This window comes from Brevibacillus sp. HB2.2 (assembly GCF_013284275.1).
Classification (GTDB): Bacteria; Bacillota; Bacilli; order Brevibacillales; family Brevibacillaceae; genus Brevibacillus; species Brevibacillus brevis_D.
The window spans coordinates 199,872-219,919 of record NZ_JABSUV010000001.1; the positions used below are offsets into that span (position 1 = coordinate 199,872).

19 protein-coding genes and 1 pseudogene are annotated in these 20,048 nt (G+C 46.2%); 8 read left to right on the forward strand and 12 right to left on the reverse strand.

Annotated elements, in window-relative coordinates; translation table 11 throughout:
- Positions 1–246: 246 nt before the first annotated feature.
- The 4 genes from HP401_RS00690 to HP401_RS00705 all read left to right on the forward strand — a co-directional run bounded on the left by HP401_RS00690 (position 247) and on the right by HP401_RS00705 (position 4,272).
- Positions 247–876, forward strand: a complete 630-nt coding sequence (locus HP401_RS00690; protein WP_173603710.1) for a hypothetical protein — start codon at positions 247–249, stop codon at positions 874–876.
- A gap of 219 nt (positions 877–1,095) precedes the next feature.
- Positions 1,096–2,280, forward strand: a complete 1,185-nt coding sequence (locus HP401_RS00695; protein WP_173603711.1) for an MFS transporter — start codon at positions 1,096–1,098, stop codon at positions 2,278–2,280.
- Entirely contained in the window at positions 2,273–3,673 is a 1,401-nt protein-coding gene (locus tag HP401_RS00700; protein ID WP_309145105.1) for a M14 family zinc carboxypeptidase, read from the forward strand. The genes HP401_RS00695 and HP401_RS00700 overlap by 8 nt, the downstream gene beginning before the upstream one ends.
- A 128-nt stretch (positions 3,674–3,801) precedes the next feature.
- Positions 3,802–4,272, forward strand: coding sequence for a GbsR/MarR family transcriptional regulator (locus tag HP401_RS00705; RefSeq protein WP_254456965.1), 471 nt, complete (start codon positions 3,802–3,804; stop codon positions 4,270–4,272).
- Between the two features lie 105 nt (positions 4,273–4,377).
- Here the strand turns inward: HP401_RS00705 and HP401_RS00710 are convergent, their stop codons facing one another.
- Together HP401_RS00710 and HP401_RS35665 are read right to left on the reverse strand one after the other, a co-directional pair.
- Entirely contained in the window at positions 4,378–4,869 is a 492-nt protein-coding gene (locus tag HP401_RS00710) for a YdhK family protein (RefSeq protein ID WP_173603713.1), read from the reverse strand.
- A gap of 51 nt (positions 4,870–4,920) precedes the next feature.
- Positions 4,921–5,145, reverse strand: a pseudogene (locus HP401_RS35665) (winged helix-turn-helix transcriptional regulator); the annotation flags it as partial.
- Positions 5,146–5,358: 213 nt separating this feature from the next.
- Between HP401_RS35665 and HP401_RS00720 the strand changes: the two are divergent.
- The 3 genes from HP401_RS00720 to HP401_RS00730 all read left to right on the forward strand — a co-directional run bounded on the left by HP401_RS00720 (position 5,359) and on the right by HP401_RS00730 (position 7,692).
- On the forward strand, positions 5,359–5,694 hold the full coding sequence (locus tag HP401_RS00720) for an ArsR/SmtB family transcription factor (protein ID WP_173603714.1): 336 nt from the start codon (positions 5,359–5,361) through the stop codon (positions 5,692–5,694).
- A gap of 81 nt (positions 5,695–5,775) precedes the next feature.
- Positions 5,776–6,777, forward strand: coding sequence for an NADP-dependent oxidoreductase (locus HP401_RS00725; RefSeq protein WP_173603715.1), 1,002 nt, complete (start codon positions 5,776–5,778; stop codon positions 6,775–6,777).
- Between the two features lie 324 nt (positions 6,778–7,101).
- Positions 7,102–7,692, forward strand: coding sequence for an NAD(P)H oxidoreductase (locus HP401_RS00730; RefSeq protein WP_173603716.1), 591 nt, complete (start codon positions 7,102–7,104; stop codon positions 7,690–7,692).
- 142 nt (positions 7,693–7,834) lie between these two features.
- On the opposite strand, the gene HP401_RS00735 is transcribed toward HP401_RS00730, so the two are convergent.
- The 5 genes from HP401_RS00735 to pdhA form a co-directional block, all read right to left on the reverse strand.
- Positions 7,835–8,185, reverse strand: a complete 351-nt coding sequence (locus HP401_RS00735; RefSeq protein ID WP_173603717.1) for a VOC family protein — start codon at positions 8,183–8,185, stop codon at positions 7,835–7,837.
- Between the two features lie 131 nt (positions 8,186–8,316).
- Positions 8,317–9,762, reverse strand: a complete 1,446-nt coding sequence (lpdA, locus tag HP401_RS00740; protein ID WP_173603718.1) for a dihydrolipoyl dehydrogenase — start codon at positions 9,760–9,762, stop codon at positions 8,317–8,319.
- Positions 9,763–11,067, reverse strand: coding sequence for a dihydrolipoamide acetyltransferase family protein (locus HP401_RS00745; protein ID WP_173603719.1), 1,305 nt, complete (start codon positions 11,065–11,067; stop codon positions 9,763–9,765).
- 17 nt (positions 11,068–11,084) lie between these two features.
- A complete protein-coding gene (locus HP401_RS00750) occupies positions 11,085–12,068 on the reverse strand; it encodes an alpha-ketoacid dehydrogenase subunit beta (RefSeq protein WP_173603720.1) in 984 nt (327 codons plus the stop codon).
- A complete protein-coding gene (pdhA, locus tag HP401_RS00755) occupies positions 12,065–13,132 on the reverse strand; it encodes a pyruvate dehydrogenase (acetyl-transferring) E1 component subunit alpha (protein WP_173603721.1) in 1,068 nt (355 codons plus the stop codon). Before pdhA ends, HP401_RS00750 begins: the two co-directional genes overlap by 4 nt.
- 232 nt (positions 13,133–13,364) lie before the next feature.
- On the opposite strand from pdhA, the gene HP401_RS00760 reads away from it, so the two are divergent.
- Entirely contained in the window at positions 13,365–14,774 is a 1,410-nt protein-coding gene (locus tag HP401_RS00760; RefSeq protein WP_173603722.1) for a sigma-54 interaction domain-containing protein, read from the forward strand.
- A 78-nt stretch (positions 14,775–14,852) separates the two neighbouring features.
- On the opposite strand, the gene HP401_RS00765 is transcribed toward HP401_RS00760, so the two are convergent.
- From HP401_RS00765 to HP401_RS00785, 5 genes are all read right to left on the reverse strand, one after another.
- Positions 14,853–15,344 (reverse strand): SRPBCC family protein, encoded by a 492-nt coding sequence (locus tag HP401_RS00765; RefSeq protein ID WP_173603723.1) that lies wholly within the window; start codon positions 15,342–15,344, stop codon positions 14,853–14,855.
- A gap of 19 nt (positions 15,345–15,363) precedes the next feature.
- Positions 15,364–16,191, reverse strand: a complete 828-nt coding sequence (locus HP401_RS00770) for a carbohydrate ABC transporter permease (RefSeq protein WP_173603724.1) — start codon at positions 16,189–16,191, stop codon at positions 15,364–15,366.
- A 12-nt stretch (positions 16,192–16,203) separates the two neighbouring features.
- Positions 16,204–17,514, reverse strand: a complete 1,311-nt coding sequence (locus HP401_RS00775; protein WP_173603725.1) for a carbohydrate ABC transporter permease — start codon at positions 17,512–17,514, stop codon at positions 16,204–16,206.
- 114 nt (positions 17,515–17,628) lie between these two features.
- A complete protein-coding gene (locus tag HP401_RS00780) occupies positions 17,629–18,966 on the reverse strand; it encodes an extracellular solute-binding protein (protein WP_173603726.1) in 1,338 nt (445 codons plus the stop codon).
- A 23-nt stretch (positions 18,967–18,989) separates the two neighbouring features.
- Positions 18,990–20,048, reverse strand: coding sequence for a Gfo/Idh/MocA family protein (locus HP401_RS00785; RefSeq protein ID WP_173603727.1), 1,059 nt, complete (start codon positions 20,046–20,048; stop codon positions 18,990–18,992).

The window sequence follows — 20,048 nt, forward strand, 5'->3', positions numbered from 1 at the left end:
CTCTTCAGCTCCAGTCATTAAATTAACAGCATCATATCATAATCATTTGCACCTTTCAACAAGACATATTTCCGTTTTTTTACTGTAGCTTCTATTGAAAACACGTGTTCCTTGGAACAATCCTCTCGCTCGACAATTTTTCGACAAGAAATTTTTTCCATATAAAGCAGGAAGTTTCAAATTAACTCAGAATTCTCATTATTGAAATTCTTTTTACTTATTGCATTCATATGGAGGAGTTAAGCTATGAAAAAAGTAGGAAGAGGTTTGGGTATTCTCGTCTTGGCATCATCATTCTTGTTCGTCCCGACTCAAGCAGCAGATGCGGTAGGAAAAGGAAAAGACTCTAACGCCCGTCCACAAAAATATATCTTTGATGGAAACTGGAAGTACGGTGATACGTTAGTAGTGGCATACGATACGTTCTTTCCGAATGGATGGATTTCGATTGAAAAAGAGCCACATCGTGGAACACAGCTTGGATATGAAGTAGCGAAATATATTGTTGGCGCTAATTATGGGCAAGTAGAAAGAAGCTTGAGCTTTAACATCCCTTCTGGTTGGGTAGAAATCGGTCGAGGTTATAACAGCAAGAGACAGGCTTATATCGATATCAGAAATGAGAATAAAAAACGGTACCAACCTCAAGAGCTGGAGAATAAATGGGTCGGTACCGGGGTGCCTGTACCGTATGGCTGGGTCGTGGTAAATGTAAGTCTCTATGAAAAACAAATCGTAAATATCACCAGTATCCCTACTGAATCCAGCATTGAAGCGGTCAAGCACCCTTCGCCAGCCTTTGCTTATGAAATCCCAAGAGGCTGGGAAATCACTGTAGATGGAGAGCATTCTCGAATTCTCACAAGAAAGTACTAATCATAACGGATACAATCTGTTACGAAATGAGATCATGAAACGACCTGTAGGTAGCACGATGGAAAACCATCCGCGCAACCCACAGGTCGTTTTCGTTATTTGAAAGGAAAGCTATCCTGCGTTTTCCAAACAGAATTAAATTCAGTAATTTCAGTATTGACTAAAATAACTGAATTTAATTAAGATAATACACATAACATCTTTTAGGAAGTGATGCACATGAAAAAGTCTGCTTTGATTAGTGCTGCGCTCTTGTTTATCACTATACTCGTAGGGGTTCTTGGCACGTACAGCATCATGATTGCACTACCACTTATTGGAGAGGAATTTCATTTGAATCCAGTGGAGCAAGGTGCGATCATGAGTGTATATTTTTTAGGCTTCGCGATTTTTACCATTCCGGGAGGGATCATTGCTGATAAACGAGGATCGAAGCAAATTATTGTGATCAGCTTGGTATTGTGGGCAATATTGACTGCGCTTACAGGAGCGGTCACAAGTTTTGCAGCCTTACTCCTTGTCCGTTTTTTGATGGGGTTTATCGATGCCCCACTAATGCCTGCTATGTTAAAAGCGATTGCCGAACGAACACCTGCAAACATCCGCACGACCACATTATCCGTCGTTTCATCAGCGGAACCAATTGGGTCTGGACTTGCCCCTTTTCTCGTAGCACCATTGATTGCGGTACTGGGATGGCAGGAAGCTACTTTTATTACAGCATCAGTTGGCCTGCTCTTGGCCCCCATTCTCTTGATATTCCTTCCCCGTCCTTTCGTAATGGAGCAATCTTCAAGCTCAGTATCAAAATCGAAACCTATCCCTTTCCTATCTCTTTTGCGTAACAGGTATTTGTGGAAACTAACAGGTATGCTCAGCGGAATTAATATCGTGATGATTGGATGCATGACATGGGTACCTACCTACTTAACAACGGAAAAACATCTCGCTATTACCGAATCTGGCTTATATGCATCGCTTCCTCTTCTCATTTCCATGCTTGGCTATTTGGCAGGAGGTTGGTTATATGACCGTTATTTTTATCAAAAGTTTCGAACGATGGTCATTCCGTCCATTCTGGTCTCAGCGATTTTCCTTACGCTTATGATCCTAACTGACGATGTCAGCCTGTTTATGTTGTTTGAGTCTATTTCTTTGTTTTTTCTATCCCTTACCACTCAACCTATTATTGGACTTACCATGCGTCTCATTCCCTCAGATGTTATGGGCACTGCTACTGGAATTCTGTTAACCGGAGGAAAGCTGGCAAGTATTTTTACACCAATCGCGATGGGCGCATTTATTCAGGCGTACTCCTTTCAAGCCGGTTTTTCCCTGCTGCTAGTAGGTGCAGGAATCTCTTTTGTTTCATCCATTCTTATCCATTTCAAAAGGAGTGAGTAGCTTGACTGATTTCATTCAAAAACTGCTGCAAGAAATGCCTGATTTCTCACATTTTCTAACTATTGAAGAATTGGACACCTCTTCCCGTGAATTAGCAGCCGCCTATCCACATCTTGTTACGCTCAGTACCATCGGTCACTCAACAGAAGGACACCCCATCCTTATGCTGCGAATTGGAAATGGCCAGCATCGCGCGCTGTTTGTCGGTTGTCCCCATCCAAATGAACCGATTGGAGCTCTATCGCTAGAGTATCTCAGCAAAAAGCTATGTGAGGATTCTGCCCTATTAGAGCAAATGGATTATACCTTCTATATCATCAAAGAAATCGATGTAGATGGTTGCCGACTGAATGAGGGTTGGTACCACGGCCCATTTTCTCCAGATCGTTACATCCGCAGCTACTATCGTCCCAGTATGCTCGAGCAAGTTGAATGGACATTCCCGTATGCGTATAAAACGTTGAGCTTCAGCGAGCCCATTCCTGAAACCGTAGCATTTATGCGGGCGATTGATGAAGCCAAGCCGCATTTCCTCAACAGCTTGCACAGCTCCGATCAAACGGGAACGTTTTATTATGTATCGACGCCTCTTCCCGACGCATTGTGCCAACAGATCGTAAAACTGACCCATGATCATCAATTACCGCTGATGATCGGCGAACCAGAGGCACCATTCATGCCCCCTATCCAACCCGGTTTTTATCAGCTACCTGAGCTGTCTGCTATGTACGATTACTACCATAGCGTCCTGCCTACTGGAGAAGACCCTGCAAAAGCAATCCTCATGGGAGGCTCATCCCGCGATTATGCTGGGACACGTTACAATACCTTTTGCCTAGTTTCAGAAATATCGTTGTTTACGGATCCAAGGATGGGAGATAAATCTGAAACCACTCATAGCTACAAGGATGCTACGCTGGATATAGCCAAACTGGAAGGTGAGCATTTTGCATTCTTATCCAAACAGTACCAAAGTGCACAGGCATTCATAACGATCCCAACCAAATTTCAGCGATCTGTAGAGGATTTTCTGATCGGTATGGAGGAAGTTCGAGCCCATCATTTAAAATCAGCTGAAAGTGATGAAACTTTAGCACGCTTCGCAACAGTAGCTGAAATGTTTGACTTGAAACTACGCACTTTCTGGACTTCTCTATGCTGCTGCAGCATGCAGATCCGCATGCTGGATGCCCAGCCCGACAACATCACCCTTTCAGAGATTCGAGCAGAATCAGAAAAATGGCTGGATCAAGGCTTACAAGAGCTACTCACCTTTTTTAACTGGTCGATGCGTCCGCTGCGCGAATTGTGCGGTGTCCAGCTAGGTTCCGCCTTGATGATAATGGAGCATCTTCGTCAAACCAATGATAGCACTGCCACGCCACTAGAATAAGGAATGATGTGAGCGCCTGTCAGTAGACCAGGCGCATTTTCTTTTGTTATTTTCTGAAGAAAGCGATGACTATTGATAGTATAATAGACAAAAGCATGGAAATCGGGCAAAACGAGGAAAAAGGAGTCATGAAGTTGGACAAATTAACCGCGGAAACGATGCAATTGATTGAAGAAATGGCTCTCCATCACGAAAATCAAGGATTATCCAGAATTGCTGGCCGGATTATAGGACTGTTGATGGTCTCGCAGGAACCCCTTTCATCCGAACAGATTGCCACTACATTGCAAGTCAGTCTAGGCAGTGTATCTACCAATATGCGCATTCTTTTAAAAAGTGGAATCGCGGAAAAAAAGAGTGTGACAGGCGACCGTGTGAGTTATTACATCGTGGCACCAGACGCAATTGAGGAAGAGTTTATACAGGGTTTAGAGCGAATATTATCATTAAAGAATATCATAGAAAAAGGTATGCAAATTGAAAATTTGAAGGAAAGTGAGTTAGTTATGAAGCGATTCTATGAGATGCTGGAAGCAATTGAGCTATACAGCGAATCTCTCAATCAAATGCTCGCTAAGTGGAAGTCTCGTCGCGTGTAACATCAAACAGCTCGTATCAATATCGCATCAAATGAAAACCTGAAAAGGCAGCTTTGGCGTTGAAAAGCCACGGGCTGCCTTTTTTCAAATAAGGATGGGTATCAATCATTTGACTGGCGATAACTCGCTTTCCGTCACCCATTTATAATTTTTAACCTCTCCACCACCCGATGTGGGCGTGTAATCGACCATATAAACCGTAGTGGATTCCACAGTATCGAGCTTCCCTGTTGCATCCAACATCCCTTTCACATGATCAGCCTTCAGAATGACTTCTGTTCCTGGATCATACGGCTGCTTGATGTGATTTTTGATCTCTTCCTGAATGATCCATTTATAATTTTTCACTGGTGGTTCCCCTGTTGTAGGCGTATAGGTAACACTATAGGCCGTCGTATCGTATGCCGCCACAATCTTTGCTTTAGCCCCCTGCATCCCCGGAGCATGATTCGCTTTTAGAATGACTTCACTTCCAATGACATAGGTTGGCTTTGGTACAACCTCTACTCCCTCCGGAACATTCGGTTTTCCAAAATTGCATCCACTTATCCCCATAATTGCAATCAGCATCAACGAAATTAGTCGCAGCCTTTTCATGTCGACACCCCCGAATTCGTAGTTGTCTGCTATCGTATTTTCCGCTAACTGTCAATTATTATGGATACGGATGGCATACCTTATCCACCCGATGCTCTTGAAAAGCATCCTTGGAAGGAACCGATAAATCTCGCCCCATTCATACTCGACCTTTGGCGGTACTTGACTGTACACGGTCCTGATGACGATGCCATCCTCTTTTAGCTCACGAAGCTGCTGTGTCAGGATTTTTTGGCTAATGTCCGGCATTTGTTTCTACAATTCGCTCGTTCGTTTGGGTCGTAGTATAACTCACATAAAATCAAGGGCCACCTAAAACGATTAGTTTGAAATGCATATCGATCCTAATTAACCAGGCACATTGAAGTATAAAAACAGCCTACAATTTTGAAAAATCTTGAAACCCTCGGCCTTTAGCTTGATTTTGTTAAGAAAATAGTTATAATTACGTTCAAAGGATTAAACGAATGAACAAAAGAGGTGGATTGAATGAGCCAACAAACCGAGCATGTTCTACAACAATTTAAAGATTGTATCCCATTATTGGAAGTACTGACGGATGAAAACCGTCAAGCCATTATTATGCTGTTGGCGCAGAACAAATTAGGACTCAATGTTAATACGATAGCAGGCCATATGAATTTGTCTAGACCAGCTGTATCCCATCATTTAAAGGTATTGAAACAGTCTGGTTACATTAAAGCCGAAAAAAAAGGTGTAGAAAACTATTATGTATTAACTGTCCGTAAACCTCTTGAACAACTCAAATCATTAATTACTTCCGTTGAATACGCATGCAATTTATCCGATGACCCTAAGACCTGAAGGAAATACTGTAGGGAAAAACTTATTATGCACAATTGGTTCATTAGTTTAAACCAATAATCGTAAAGGAAGTGATTTGAAATGAAGGCTATGATCATTGAGAAATACGGGGAAAATGTTCCATTAGTGATGTCCGAACAACCAATGCCTACTATCGGAGAACATGATGTTCTAGTGGAAATTCATGCAGCCAGCTTAAATCCTATTGATTTTAAGATTAAGGAAGGGAAAATGAAATTCCTGTTGAATTACAGGTTTCCTCTAATCTTAGGAAATGATTTCTCCGGTGTTGTAGTCAAAGTTGGTGATCGTGTGAATACTTTTAAACCCGGAGATGAAGTTTACGGGAGACCCCGCAAAAACCGAATCGGAACATTAGCCGAATTTATTGCTGTTCATGAGGATGATATTTGGCTGAAGCCGCAGGGTCTAACCTTTGAAGAGGCAGCATCGTTACCGCTGATTGGACTTACGACTTACCAAGCTTTTGTTGATATATTAAACCTTCAAAAAGGCCAAAAAATTTTGATTCACGCTGGTTCGGGAGGCGTAGGAACCTTCGCCATCCAACTGGCCAAGCTAATGGGCGCTTTTGTAGCCACAACAGCAAGCGAAAAAGGCTATGAATTGGTCAAATCGTTGGGGGCCGATTTAATTATTAATTATAAAAAAGAGAATTTTGAAGAAATGCTTACCGGATATGACGCTGTTTTTGATACTTTAGGTGGAGAAGCCTTGGAAAAATCATTCCGCATACTGAAACCAGGCGGACAAATCGTATCCATCTCCGGCATGCCAAACGGCAGATTTGGAAAAGAAGCGAAATTGGGTTGGATGAAAACAATAATTTTGTCCATCGTAAGCCGTAAGATCAAAGCCCAGGAGAAGAAGAGCCAAACGAGGTATCACTTCCTTTTTATGAAACCAAGCGGAGAACAATTGAAGGTTTTAAAGGAATTTATTGAAGAAGGTCTCATTAAGCCAATTATTGATAAGGTGTATCATTTGAAAGATGCCGATCAAGCATTTAATTACCTGGAAAGCGGAAGGGCCAAGGGAAAAGTCGTCATTAGAATAAAGTAATTCTAGAAAAAAATCCAACCGATATCCATGAATGACAACAGCGGTAGTCTAACACTTTATTTTCAAAGAACACTAGTGTTGCTTCAGAAGGAATTTGGTATGTATGTTTGAGCTTTGGTTTCATCGATTGGCTATCCTCCCCTATTACTTACGATTTTTACAGGAACCTTTTTGTTCCTATGTTACTTTTTGGTATCAATAGCACAAAAAAGTGCGTACTTTTCACTTTCCATTATATGGTGCATCATTCGGATATACCAGCACCTTAGAAGATGGACGCCCATCTGACATACAAATGACTACAAAGATAGAGGGTGTTGAAAAATGAAAGTACTGACAGTTGTTACCCATCCACGAACCAATTCCTTGACCTTTGCCGTTGCAGAACGATTCGTTCAAGGCCTAAAGGATGCAGGACATGAGGTTGAAGTTCTGGATTTGCATCGCAGTGGTTTTCACCCTGTTTTATGGGAGGAAGATGAGCCAGATTGGAACAATGGAGATAAGAAATATTCCGAAGAGGTCGAGATTGAAATGGAGCGCATGAGAAAACACGACGCGTTAGCCTTTATTTTTCCGATCTGGTGGTTCAGCATGCCGGCCATGTTAAAAGGATACATCGATCGCGTCTGGAACAACGGGTTTGCCTATGGCTCACGCAAGCTGCATCATAAACATGCATTGTGGATCGGTCTCGCAGCTGCTCCAGAAGATCACTTTCAAAAAAGAAATTATGACCAAATGATGGCGCACCACCTCAATGTCGGAATCTCCAGTTACGTCGGAATCGGCGATTCGAGGGTTGAGTTCCTTTATGACACCTTGGCGCAAAATCCTGCGCATATCGAGCAGCTATTGGACCGTGCTTATCACCTGGGATTCCATTATGGAAAGAAAGAGAGCCTGAAGATATAAAAAATATCATTCTATCGAAGCCACGGTGGGCGTTGCAACTTTATCGCCCACCCCTTCTGATTTACCGGATGTTAAAACAAGAAAAAAGAAAGCCCCCTTTTTCTCATGAGAAAAAGAAGGCTTTCAACTATGTGTATACGCGTTACGCAAGTACCTCAACAGTAAAACCACCAGGAGCTTTCACATAAAACGTCCAACCATGCGTTCTTACTGGTGACGCTACTTTGTAACCATCTTCTTTTAAGCGTTGATTGATTTCATTTACTTTCTCTTCGCTCTCTTGGATAAAGCCGATATGAAATGTCTTGGGATATTGGACTTCGGTACCCTTCATCAAGGTAAACACCAGGCCGTTATCGTCAAATAGGACCCCAAAATTATCGCCACGAGCATCCTCCGACGTATCTAACTTTTTCAGGCCAAAATATTTCTCCAAGAAACCCGCAGCAGCTGGAACATCCGTAACGGTAAGATTGACGTGATTCAATTTCATAATGACCACACATCCTTTGCACGAGATTAATTCAAGCGTAGCACATTCATGCAAATGCCAATCTTGATAGGCTCCGAGGCAGATCATTGTCATGAAGATCCGTCACATATCTTTAAGGTTTCACGATCATTCTATTTGCTCACAGCTACTTTTGATTTGTTTACGATATGAATAGCATGGCCTAACACCGCTTCGGCAGCCTCCAGCCATACCTCGCTTAAAGTGGGATGCGGATGCATGGTTAACGCCACATCTTCTACACGCGCAGCAAGCTCAAGTGCCAGTACGCCCTCCCCTATCAGGTTCGATGCATCAGCACCTACAATGTGCATTCCCAACAATAAATGACTTTCTTGATCCACTATCACCTCAGCAAAACCTTCTCCTTCATCCATGGCGAGTGCTCTGCCATTCGCTCGATAAGGGAAGGTCGCTGCCTTGACCTTGTATCCTTGAAGCTCTGCCTCTTCGCGTGTCATCCCCACACCAGCTATTTGTGGCTCAGTAAAAATCACATAAGGTACAAAAGGGGAATCTACGCTGCTAGGCAGCCCTGCGATCACCTCGGCTGCCACAATCCCTTGCTTCGCCGCACGATGGGCTAACGCAGGGCCAGGTGTTACATCGCCGATGGCATAAATATGCGCCTTGTTCGTACTGCCAGTCGATGTCACGGGAATATAGCCGCGCTCGTCCATTTCTACTCCCGCCTGCGCAAGTCCGAGTTCACCTGTGTTCGGCACTCGCCCTATAGTGACGAGGGTTTTATGTGCAGTGATACTTTCGGAACCGTTCTTTTCCGAAGTGCATACGAGTGTGACTCTTCCGTTCGCTACCTCAGCCTTCTCTACTTTTGTCGCGATCTTGACCGTCATCCCGAGCTGTTTCGCCTGCTTGAGCACTTCCTGAGAGAGATGGGCGGCTGTTTGCGGCAAAATACGCTCACTTGCTTCAATGATGGTCACCTGCGATCCAAGCTTGGCGAACGCCATCCCGAGCTCCATACCAATATAGCCGCCGCCGATTATGGCCAGTGTTTCCGGTACGTCATCCAATGCCAGCATATCAGTAGAATCCAGAATATATTCTCCATCTGTTTTTAAAAACGATGGAATGAATGGACGTGATCCTGTCGCAATAATCGCTTGTTTACATTTGTACGTTTCAAAATCGCCACCCGTCTCTACGCCAATCCGATCACTCGAGAGAAATGTCGCTGTTCCCTTCACGACTGTAACCCCATTGGCCTGACAGAGATAATCGACCCCTTTGTTCAATTGAGCAACGACAGAAGACTTCCACGTCTGCCAGCTCGGCATATGGAAGGTTGCTTTCCCTGTCGGAAGCTGGATTCCAAGCTTATTTAGACTATTTAGCTTGTGGTATTCGCCTGCTGCATGAATCAAGGCTTTCGACGGGATGCATCCGCGATTTAAGCAAACCCCACCCAGTACTTCCTTTTCAATCAGAACAACCGATTTCCCCAGCTGTCCGAGACGAATAGCGGCTGCATAACCTCCTGGCCCACCACCGATGACAACTACATCTGTTTCGACTGCTACTTCGCCGACTACCATCTATACCATCTCCGCAAACAATAGATTCGGATCTTCCAGCAGCTCCTTGATCCGGTTGGTAAAACGTACTGCCGTCACGCCATCGATCAGGCGATGATCAAACGAAAGCGACAGGTTCATCATCCAGCGAATAACGCCTTCATCCTCACGTACGACCCAGCGCTTCTCCATTTTATGCAAACTGATAATCGCTACTTCCGGGTGATTAATGATTGGCGTTGCTTGCAGTCCCCCGATTGGCCCTACATTGCTAATCGTGAAGGTGCCACCTGTAATGTGTTCCATAGTCAATTTGCCTTCGCGAGCCAAGCGTGCCAGTTGATCAATTTCTTCAGCGAGTTGAAAAATCGATTTGTGGTCTGCATCCTTGATGACTGGTACGATCAAGCCCTCAGGCGTATCGGTTGCAATGCCAATATGGTAAAAGCGCTTGAGCAAAATTTCATTCGTACGTTCGTCAATCGATGCGTTTAGCGTCGGGAATTCCTTTAGTGCAATGACCAGCGCTTTGATAAAGAACGGAAGGAAGGTCAGCTTGATATTCCGTTTTTCCGCATGTGGTCTTAACGTTTCGCGCAAAGCACGCAGCTGATCCATCTCCAACTCATCGACAGATGTCACATGCGGGATGATTGTGACTGATTTCACCATATGCTCGGCAATCTTTTTCCGGATGCCTTTTAACGGTAGCCGTTCGATATCTCCCTGCGACGAGGTGGCTGCACGAGTAGCGGTTCCTGTTTTCGGCTGAACAACCGGTTCCGTCTCAACCGCTACTGTACTTGCTTCCAACAGGCGCTCATTGCCAGTAGCCGATGTCGGAAACTTAGCTGGTGCTGATTTTTGCAATCGATTGGCGAATTGGCGCAAATCCTCTTCCGTCACACGTCCCGCTGCTCCTGTACCTGTGACCAACTCGATATCCAGCTTCATTTCCCGCGCTAACTGCCGAACGTACGGCGTGGCCAATGAGCGGCGGTGATCAGCACGAGCTGGAGTAAAATTGACTGTCTTATCCGGGTTTACGACCTTTTCTGGATGCTTTGTCTCCGTCTTTACTTCCACTTCTGTACCTGCATCGATCACGAGAAGGGTAGTTCCGACCTCTACTGTTTCTCCTTCTGCTATGAAAATGTCACGAATGATGCCTGTCACTGGCGCAGACAACTCGGCATTCACCTTGTCTGTCTGCACCTCCAACAGTGGCTGATCCTGTTGAACGGATTCGCCTGTGCGAACCAGTACTTTTACGATTTCTCCTTCATGCATACCTTCTCCCACATCCGGAAGCTTGAACTCAACCATATGACTCGCTCCTTCTCTTAAAACGTAGCCGTTTCCATAATTCCGTCCTTCACGCGTTCAGCCGTTGGCAAATAGTCATCCTCAATGCTAAATTGCGGGACAGGGACGTCAAATCCGGTAATCCGTTTCACGGGAGCTTTCATGTATATCAAAGCTTCATCATTGATGATGGAAATGATCTCTGCACCCAACCCAGCAGTTTTATGGGCTTCATGTACGACAACTGCGCGTCCAGTCTTTTTGACCGAAGCGATAATCGAATCCCGATCCAACGGATAAAGAGTGCGCAGATCAATGACTTCGCAGCTCAAGCCGTTTTCGCGCTCGATCTGTTTCGCCGCATCCTCTGCGACACGAAGCATCGCTCCCCAAGCAAAAATAGATACATCCGAGCCTTCCTGGACGACCTTCGCTTTTCCGATGGGCACACGGTACATTTCTTCCGAAACCTCTTGTTTAAATGCGCGATAGAGCTTGGTCGGCTCCAAAAAAATAACCGGATCAGGATCTTCTATTGCTGCAATCAGCAAGCCTTTTGCATCATAAGGTGTGCTTGGTGCCACAACCTTTAAGCCCGGTACATGAGCAAAAAACGTTTCGACACTCTCCGAATGCAGTTCCGGACCGCGAATCCCTGCCCCGTACGGCGTGCGTATGACCATCGGGACATGGTACTGTCCGCGAGTACGATAGCGCATGCGTGCAGCATGAGAAACAATTTGCTCAAAGCCTGGGTAAATAAAGGCAAGGAATTGAATCTCGACCACAGGAATTTTCCCGTTCATGGCAAGACCGATCGCTGCCCCGATGATTCCCGCCTCGGCTAGCGGCGTGTCCACTACACGATCCGGACCGTATTTGTGAACCAAATCTTCCGTCGCCCGGAACACACCACCATTCACGCCAATATCCTCGCCGAGCAGCATGATGCGTGAATCATCTGCCAATTTTTGATCCATGGCCTCCGTGATCGCTTGAATCATCGTCAGTTTGCGTTTCATGCTGGGATTCCCTCCTGCTTCGATGGCTTGACGAGCTCGCTCTCTTGTTCCGTTGCCATCCACGATGGTTCAGCGTAGACGTGCTTGAACATTTCTTCCGGTTTGGACTTCGGATAGCTCTCTGCTTCCACAAGAGCTGCATCGATTTGTTCATTCACGCGTGCCATCAGCTCATCTTCCCTCGTCTCATTCCACAGCCCTTGATTCTCCAGATACACACGCAGACGTTGGAGTGGGTCGCGCTCTTGACGCCATTCCTCGGACAAACTCTCTTGATCCCGGTATTTCTTCGGATCATCTGCGGTTGTGTGTGCGCCATAGCGGAATGTCACCGCTTCGATCAACGTCGGTCCCTTCCCTTCCAACGCACGTTGCATGGCTTCTTTCATGGTCAGCCAAACAGCGAAGATATCATTGCCGTCTATCCGAACCCCAGGGATATCATAAGCGGCCGAACGCTGTGCAATCGTTTTCGATGCAGACTGCTGTGAAAACGGAACGCTGATCGCGAAGCCGTTGTTTTGGCAGAAGAAAATGGTCGGCGTCTGAAATACGCCTGCAAAATTCAATGCCTCATGGAAATCTCCCTCTGAGCTTGCTCCGTCACCAAAGTAGGCAATGCTAACATGCTGTTCGTTTTGCAGCTTGCTCGCCCAAGCAGTCCCTACTGCATGAACCATTTGAGTCGCAATCGGTACACATGGCGGCATGATATTCAAATGTTTCGGGCTGATACTCCCTTCCATGTGGCCCATCCAATAGAGGAACACTCTTGCCATGGATTGACCATGGACAATCGCTGCCGCATGGTCTCGGTAGGTTGGGAAAAGCCAATCTCCAGGTGTTAATGCCATCGCGCTGCCTACTTGCGAAGCTTCCTGCCCTTCAAAGGGAGCATACGTCCCCATTCTTCCTTGTCGTTGCAGGTTAATCGACTTGCGGTCAAACTGCCGAACCAACACCATATTTTCATACATCTTGATCATCGTCGCCTCGTCTAATCGCCCCTTGAGATCGCTTACCAGCTCACCCGCTGGACTCAATACCTGATATAATGAAGACATGGAAACATCCCTCGCTTTTTCGATGAAAAACACCACGGTGTCTTTCGATCATGTGATATTGATTCGTCTTGCCTCTGCTTTCGTCCCTATAGAAAAGCAAGTAGCATGCCAAACATTTGAAAGCGATTTCACAACAGCACAATTCGAAAATGATCATTTTTGCATATGCAAACTTGCGCACCGATGATTATTTCTGATTATTCCGTTTACAAGCCTACTGAGGAGGACTTCGATGTATCAAACCAAGTATTTTCAGGCCAGTGACAATCATGAACTCGCAAAATTACTGACGACCATCTTCAGTACGTCCCACGACGGATTGGCGATCTGTGACCGTAACGGCTACGTTCTGCTTTACAATGAGGCGTACTTGAACATCACGGGAGTTCCCGCCGACATTTTGAATAATTTCAGCTTCATGGAGCAAAAAGAAATGCATCTGGTTCCTGACTCTTCTGCTGTACGTACGATTTTGACGAAACAAACCCATAGTGTTGTCATCGATTATGCAAACGGTCGGCAAGCGATCAATACAGCTACCCCGCTGCTCGATCCAAACAAGGAATTATTGTTTGTAGTGGGAAATGTGCGCGACGTCACTGAGCTGAATCAGCTTCAGAAGGAGCTGGAGGAAACACGTCAAATCAGTTCGGCGTATCAAAGGGCTCTGGAACATATCCAAACCGATGGTGACTTTGACGAGCAGATTATTTATCGCAGTGGGCTCATGCATCGAATTGCTTCACTCTCCAAGCGCTTTGCGACGAACGACTCTCCTATCCTTTTGCTAGGCGAGTCTGGTGTCGGTAAAGATGTCATGGCGAACTACATTCACGCTCAAAGCGGGCGAACTGGCGAATTTATCAAGATTAACTGTGGGGCCATTCCCGAGCATTTGCTCGAGTCAGAATTATTTGGCTATGAGAAAGGAGCCTTTACGGGGGCAAGTCAGTCAAAGGAAGGATTGTTCGAGCTGGCGGATCGGGGAACCATTTTTCTCGATGAGATTGGAGACCTCCCTTTTCCTTTACAGGTAAAGCTCTTAAATGTATTGCAGGATGGGCGGATTCGCAGACTCGGGGGGAAAACATCGCGTCAGGTTAACATGCGTATCATCGCTGCTACCAATAGCGATTTGGAAGCGATGGTCGAACAAAAGCGTTTTCGGCAGGATTTGTTCTACCGGCTAAACGTACTAACTCTCACCATACCAGCCTTGCGTGAGCGCCGCGAGGATATTCCGGCTCTTATTTTCTACTATTTGAAAAAGCTCGAATGGAAGTACCAGCAAGAAATGCGCATCGAAACAGATGCGTTGGAGGCGCTGATGGATTATGACTGGCCAGGGAATATACGCGAGCTGAAAAATGTGGTAGAACGCTCTTTTCACATGTGTGAAAATGGGCGAATTACCTTTGATCAGTTACCGTCGTCCATTCGCAATACGCAACAGACAGCCCTGCCTCTCCAACTTGCCAAAATGGATGAGCTGTTGCCGCTAAAAGAAGCGGTCGAACGATTTGAACGAGCGTATATCCAACGCCTCTTGAAGGAGACAGACACCATGCAGCAGTGTGCGGATAAACTGCAAGTGAACATATCCACGCTCGTGCGAAAAAAACGCAGCCTCGGCATTAAATAGTGCAAAAGGAAGAGCCCGATACACGTTGGTTCGGGCTTTCTCGTTATTTCAGAGTATGGTCTCGCAAAACATCCAGGTCTATCTCACAAGCCCTTCTCTTAATGTGTTGATCCCATGCTCCAGATACCCCTTCAAACAGCTTAAGACGTACACCCAGCCTTCTTTATTGTCGATCATTTTTTGCAGGAGCGCTGGATCATTTTCTTGAAAACCCTCTTCGTTCACTTCAATAATCGTCGAGGCTTTATCTAACTCGTTTAACGTAATCGATACGATATTTTCTTCTCCCGCCCACTGGAAAACGATTCGTTTGTTCACTTCGATTTCGTGAACCGTAATTCCTACTTCTGCGTTGTAAATATCGTAGAATAACGTAATGCTCTTCCCTTCTTCCCACCTTGCCGAGCTGGAAGAGAACCAGAAGTTGCCGATTTTCTCAGGGTCCACGAATGCTTCGAACACTTCTTGTGCAGGTCTGTTAATCTGAAATTTTGTGAGATTGTTCATGCCTCCGTCAACTCTCTTTCTGAATGCTGACTCCACCGTATCACAATCGCATTTGCGAGACAAATGATCGAATAACTCCCTTTTATTCTTTTACTGCCCCGGACGTCAATCCTGAGATAATCCGCCTCTGGAAAATTAGCACCATCACTACTAGTGGGACCGTCACAATGATGGAGGCAGCCGATATTTCTCCCCATGGGATTGTAAACATTCCTTGAAACATCACGATTCCCACAGGCACAGTCTTCATCGCTTCCTGCGTATTCAGCGTCAAGGCGAACAAAAATTCATTCCACGCTGCAATAAAAACGAGGATGGCGGTCGTAAAAACCCCAGGCATGGCGAGTGGGAAAAACACTTTCGTCATCGTTTGCCAAATGCTGGCACCGTCTACTTTAGCTGCCTCGCCCAAATCACTCGGTATTTTGCGGAAAAAGATAGTCAAATTCCAAATTGCGAGCGGCAGCGCGAAGGTTGTATAAGGAATGATCAGGCCAGTGTAGCTATTCGTTAAGCCCATCGATTGCATGAACATAAAAATAGGAGAAATGGTAGCGATCTGCGGAAACATGGACACAGCCAGAACCACACCCAAAATAATCGTTTTTCCCCGAAAGGACAGCCAGGCAATTGCATAGGCAGCAAAGGAAGCGATTGTTATGGAGTAGAGCGTGGTTAACGTCGCCACGACAGTTGAATTCCACAAGTAACGGGCAAACGGTCTTTCCGTGAAGACGCGGACAAAGTTGTCAAACGAAGGATTTTGGATGATAAAATGAAAGGCACTCTCTCCAAACAGCTCCGCTGGTGGCTTCAATGCTGCGAGGAGAATCCATAAAAACGGGAACATCACAAGAAAAACGAAGAGCAGTAGACCCACGTAAAACAAAGGACCCGTATGTTTACGCATCCAATCACCTCCTTATTTTCCACTGCCATCACTCAGCAGATCAGCTCCCAATATTTTCACATAGCCAATGGAGATCACCGCCACACATAAAAAGACAATGACGGCAAGCGCCGAGCCCTCCCCAAAGCTCATTTGAGCAAACATCGTTTTGTACGCGTAAATGGAAATGGTCTCGGTCGAATTCCCGGGGGCCCCACCTGTCAGCGTGTAAATCAGGTCAAAAACACGGAACGCATCAAGTGTACGGAACAATAGCGCTACCAGAATGGTTGATTTCAGCATTGGAAGTGTAATTCGAAAAAATTGCTGGGAGCGGGTGGCACCGTCGACAGAAGCTGCTTCATACAAGCTTTGCGGGATCGTTTGCAGGCCAGCGAAAATGAGCAAGGCCATGAATGGGGTCGTCTTCCACACATCTGCCAAAATGACGGAAAACATGGCTCCAGCCTTGGTCGTCAGAAGCATCCCCATGTCAGAGATCAAGCCTGCCTGCTCAAAAAGATAGGCAACGATGCCGTTCTGCCCGTCGTACAAAAACTTCCACATCATCGCGGAGATGACAGTCGGAATCGCCCACGGAATTAACACCGTAGCTCGTACAAGACTCCTTCCACGAAAAGGTCGATTGATCAACAATGCAATCAATATACCGAGCACCAATTCAATGACAACGGAGATAACGGTAAAAAATGCCGTATTGTACAGAGCTCCCCACATCCGGGCGTCCGTTAAAAACTTCTTGTAGTAGGCAAGGCCAACAAAGTTGGGCTCGATAATCGAAGCTTCCATGCCTTGGATCACGCCAAGAGCACTCTCTGGCTTCGAAAGCAGCTTTTGTTCACTCATTTGCAAAAGGACTTCTCTAACTTTTACCAAGCTGATTTTGATAGACTCTGTTTGTTCGTTCGAAAGGCTTAAATATTTGAGCTCGGTCGGGACTGGTTTAAAATCCAGCAATAGCTGATCGATCATCTGGTATCGACTCGCGATCTCGCCTGTTTGGTTGAGGGAAGTGTTCAATTGCTCGATTTGCGCTTGGAGCGCGTTCAATTTTTCCTTTGATGACCCTTCTGCGGAGTCCGCCTCCCTCTTTACATACCGGAGCAGATTGGGTAACGTGCTGACATATCGCTCCATATCTAATCCGTATGAAGAGTGAATCTCTGATTTCGTCGGGTCGTTCAACCGGATGTCGTGCAGACTGATCCAAAAGGATCGCATGACAGGCCAAATCGCGATAACAAGTATGATGAGCAGAGCAGGAAAAATCAGTAAATACCCCATTTGTTTTTCTGTGAGAGTCCTTTTCGTTGATCGATTCATCCGTTCACCACCTTCCTTCCCGCTAGAAGCTTGCTTGTGCTTGCCAGATTGTTGTAGAACTAGAACCTCCAAGGAAGCCGGTTTGACTCCCTTGGAAGCCCCACGTGGTGCTACTTATTTTTTCATCAGATCGTTCATTTGCGTTTCCATGTTTTGCACCGCCTGCTCGGCTGTTTGCTGCCCTGCTAGCGCTTTGGACACCTCGATCTGGATCACTTCCGAAATTTTCGGATAAATCGGAGTCGTTGGACGAGATACAGCAGCGCTTACGCCATCGACGAAATCTTTGTTGGCGAACAACGGACTGGCTTTTTGAACATCGGCTTCCTCGTAGGCTGGCAGGTAGGTTGGTGCGAGCCCACCCTCTATCGCGGATATTTTCTGACCCTCTGGACCTGTCATGAATTTGAGGAATTCCCATGCTTCTTTCGGGTGCTTCGAGAACTTGTTGATTCCTCCCATCCAACCGCCGAGTGCTGCTGCGGAGCCTGCATCGCCTGCTGGCAGTGGTGCGATCGCGACTTGATCGACGATTTTAGACTGGGCCTGATCCTGCGCCAACGCGAACTGATACGGCCAGTTACGGATAAACGCTGCCTGTCCCTCAAGGAAGGCCGTATGGGATTCTGGCTCCATGAATGTGGTGATATTGGTTGGGACGAAATCGGATTTGACGACTTCGATCATTTTTTTCAATCCTTTGATCGTAGCCGGATTGTTGACTGCCACTTTTCCTTGTTCATCCAAAATTTTTCCACCGTACGATGCACTGAACTCGACAAAGTTGCAAACCAATCCTTCATATTGCTTGGCTTGCATCAAATAGCCGAACTTCGTACCGCCCTTGCCCTTCGTTGCTTTTGCTTGGGCAATCAGGTCATCCCACGTCTTCGGTGCTTCGGATACGAGATCTTTCCGGTAGAACAAGAGTCCCGCGTCAATAAACTTGGGCATGGTCCATTGCTGTCCGCCAAAGTTCCCAGCATCCATGGCCCCTTTGATGTATTTTCCGGTCTCGATTCCATCTTGCTCCATTAGTCGGTCAAGCGGCAGAAGATAACCCGCTTGGGCAAATTCAGCCGGCCAGATGACGTCCAGGTCAAACACGTCGATTTCAGACGATTGCGCACTGAACATGGTGACGTATTGATCGTGACTCTGCCCGGAATCGGCAGGCATCTCACGGATTTCTACTTCGATATTTGGATGGGCTTTTTGGAAAGCTTCTACGAGCTTTTTGGTGGAATCCGTCGCGTCTTTTCCGCGTGCGTAGACAAGCTTGATTTTTTCGGCTGTGGGCTGTGATGGCTCTGTTTTGGGCGCGGATGGTGTTGAAGGCTGTGATGGTGTTGTATCTGTAGAAGCTTGCTGAGGTGTGGAAGAACATGCTGCCAATGAGAAGGCCATTAATAAGGTAAGCCCAACGGATGTAAGTCTTTTTGCAACTTTCATCTAAGTAACCCCCTATGCTCATGTTAGAAACGGACTGCTTCCCCTTTTTGTGCGGATGTGTAGATGGCTTCGATCAATCTGTTGATGTACAAGGCCTGTTCCGGTGTGCAGAGAACCTCTGCCTTCCCTTCGATGGCGTCGATGAAATTACGGAATAAGAGTACGCGTTCTTTTTGAGGCTTTGGTGTTAATTCTGTCGAGGCAGTTACGCCGTTCCACTCGTGGTAAAGCGTGAACTGGTTCTCCAATAAACGAAGGGATGCCCCGCCCTCTTGTCCATATAGTTGAAGGAAAACGTTTTCCTCTTCAATGTGAGAAGCCCAGCTTGCATCGAGCGTAAGCGACAATCCGTTCTCAAAGGTGATCATCGCCACTGCCATATCTTCCACGTCAAACTTCCCGTTATCGTTGATTGTTCCCCACTCTGACAAGCCGCGTTTGTGAGGCCCGAATTGCGCGTACGTTTGCCCGAGGACGGATACAGGCTTTGGATGATCCAAGAGCCATAGGGTCAAATCGAGCATATGCACGCCGATATCAATCAACGGACCGCCGCCTGCCGATTCTTTTTGCGTAAACCAGCTTCCCCATCCTGGAATCCCATTTCGTCTGACCCAACCAGTTTTGGCGTGATAAATGTTCCCCAGCTTTCCTTCCTTCAGCCATGTTTTGACTTGCAGGGAATCGCTTCGGAATCGGTTATTTTGTGCGACCATGAGGATCTTGTCTGCTTTTTTCGCGGCTTCGATCATTTCTTCTGCTTCCTGGGCATTCATCGCCATCGGCTTTTCGCACAGCAAGTGTTTGCCTGCTGCAAGCGCATGTTTGGTTGCTTCTGCATGCAAATAGTTTGGGACACAAACAATGATCGCGTCTACATCAGACTCTTGTAGCATCGTCTCGTAGTCCGTGAAAACTTGCGGAATGTCATGCCGTTTCGCACGATAGGAAGCCATTTCTGCGGAAATATCGGCAATGGCAACTACCTCTGCTCGCGATTCTTCCTTGATCGCCTCCAAGTGTGCTTCTGTAATTCCCCCTGCACCGATGATTCCGATTTTCCATTTACGTCGATTCGTCAT

Coding starts and splice junctions, on each gene's coding strand:
- HP401_RS00690 (WP_173603710.1), top strand. CDS start 247: ATGAAAAAAGTAGGAAGAGGTTTGGGTATTCTCGTCTTGGCATCATCA.
- HP401_RS00695 (WP_173603711.1), top strand. CDS start 1,096: ATGAAAAAGTCTGCTTTGATTAGTGCTGCGCTCTTGTTTATCACTATA.
- HP401_RS00705 (WP_254456965.1), top strand. CDS start 3,802: ATGAAGTTGGACAAATTAACCGCGGAAACGATGCAATTGATTGAAGAA.
- HP401_RS00710 (WP_173603713.1), bottom strand. CDS start 4,869: ATGAAAAGGCTGCGACTAATTTCGTTGATGCTGATTGCAATTATGGGG.
- HP401_RS00720 (WP_173603714.1), top strand. CDS start 5,359: ATGAGCCAACAAACCGAGCATGTTCTACAACAATTTAAAGATTGTATC.
- HP401_RS00725 (WP_173603715.1), top strand. CDS start 5,776: ATGAAGGCTATGATCATTGAGAAATACGGGGAAAATGTTCCATTAGTG.
- HP401_RS00730 (WP_173603716.1), top strand. CDS start 7,102: ATGAAAGTACTGACAGTTGTTACCCATCCACGAACCAATTCCTTGACC.
- HP401_RS00735 (WP_173603717.1), bottom strand. CDS start 8,185: ATGAAATTGAATCACGTCAATCTTACCGTTACGGATGTTCCAGCTGCT.
- lpdA (WP_173603718.1), bottom strand. CDS start 9,762: ATGGTAGTCGGCGAAGTAGCAGTCGAAACAGATGTAGTTGTCATCGGT.
- HP401_RS00745 (WP_173603719.1), bottom strand. CDS start 11,067: ATGGTTGAGTTCAAGCTTCCGGATGTGGGAGAAGGTATGCATGAAGGA.
- HP401_RS00750 (WP_173603720.1), bottom strand. CDS start 12,068: ATGAAACGCAAACTGACGATGATTCAAGCGATCACGGAGGCCATGGAT.
- pdhA (WP_173603721.1), bottom strand. CDS start 13,132: ATGTCTTCATTATATCAGGTATTGAGTCCAGCGGGTGAGCTGGTAAGC.
- HP401_RS00760 (WP_173603722.1), top strand. CDS start 13,365: ATGTATCAAACCAAGTATTTTCAGGCCAGTGACAATCATGAACTCGCA.
- HP401_RS00770 (WP_173603724.1), bottom strand. CDS start 16,191: ATGCGTAAACATACGGGTCCTTTGTTTTACGTGGGTCTACTGCTCTTC.
- HP401_RS00775 (WP_173603725.1), bottom strand. CDS start 17,514: ATGAATCGATCAACGAAAAGGACTCTCACAGAAAAACAAATGGGGTAT.
- HP401_RS00780 (WP_173603726.1), bottom strand. CDS start 18,966: ATGAAAGTTGCAAAAAGACTTACATCCGTTGGGCTTACCTTATTAATG.
- HP401_RS00785 (WP_173603727.1), bottom strand. CDS start 20,048: ATGACGAATCGACGTAAATGGAAAATCGGAATCATCGGTGCAGGGGGA.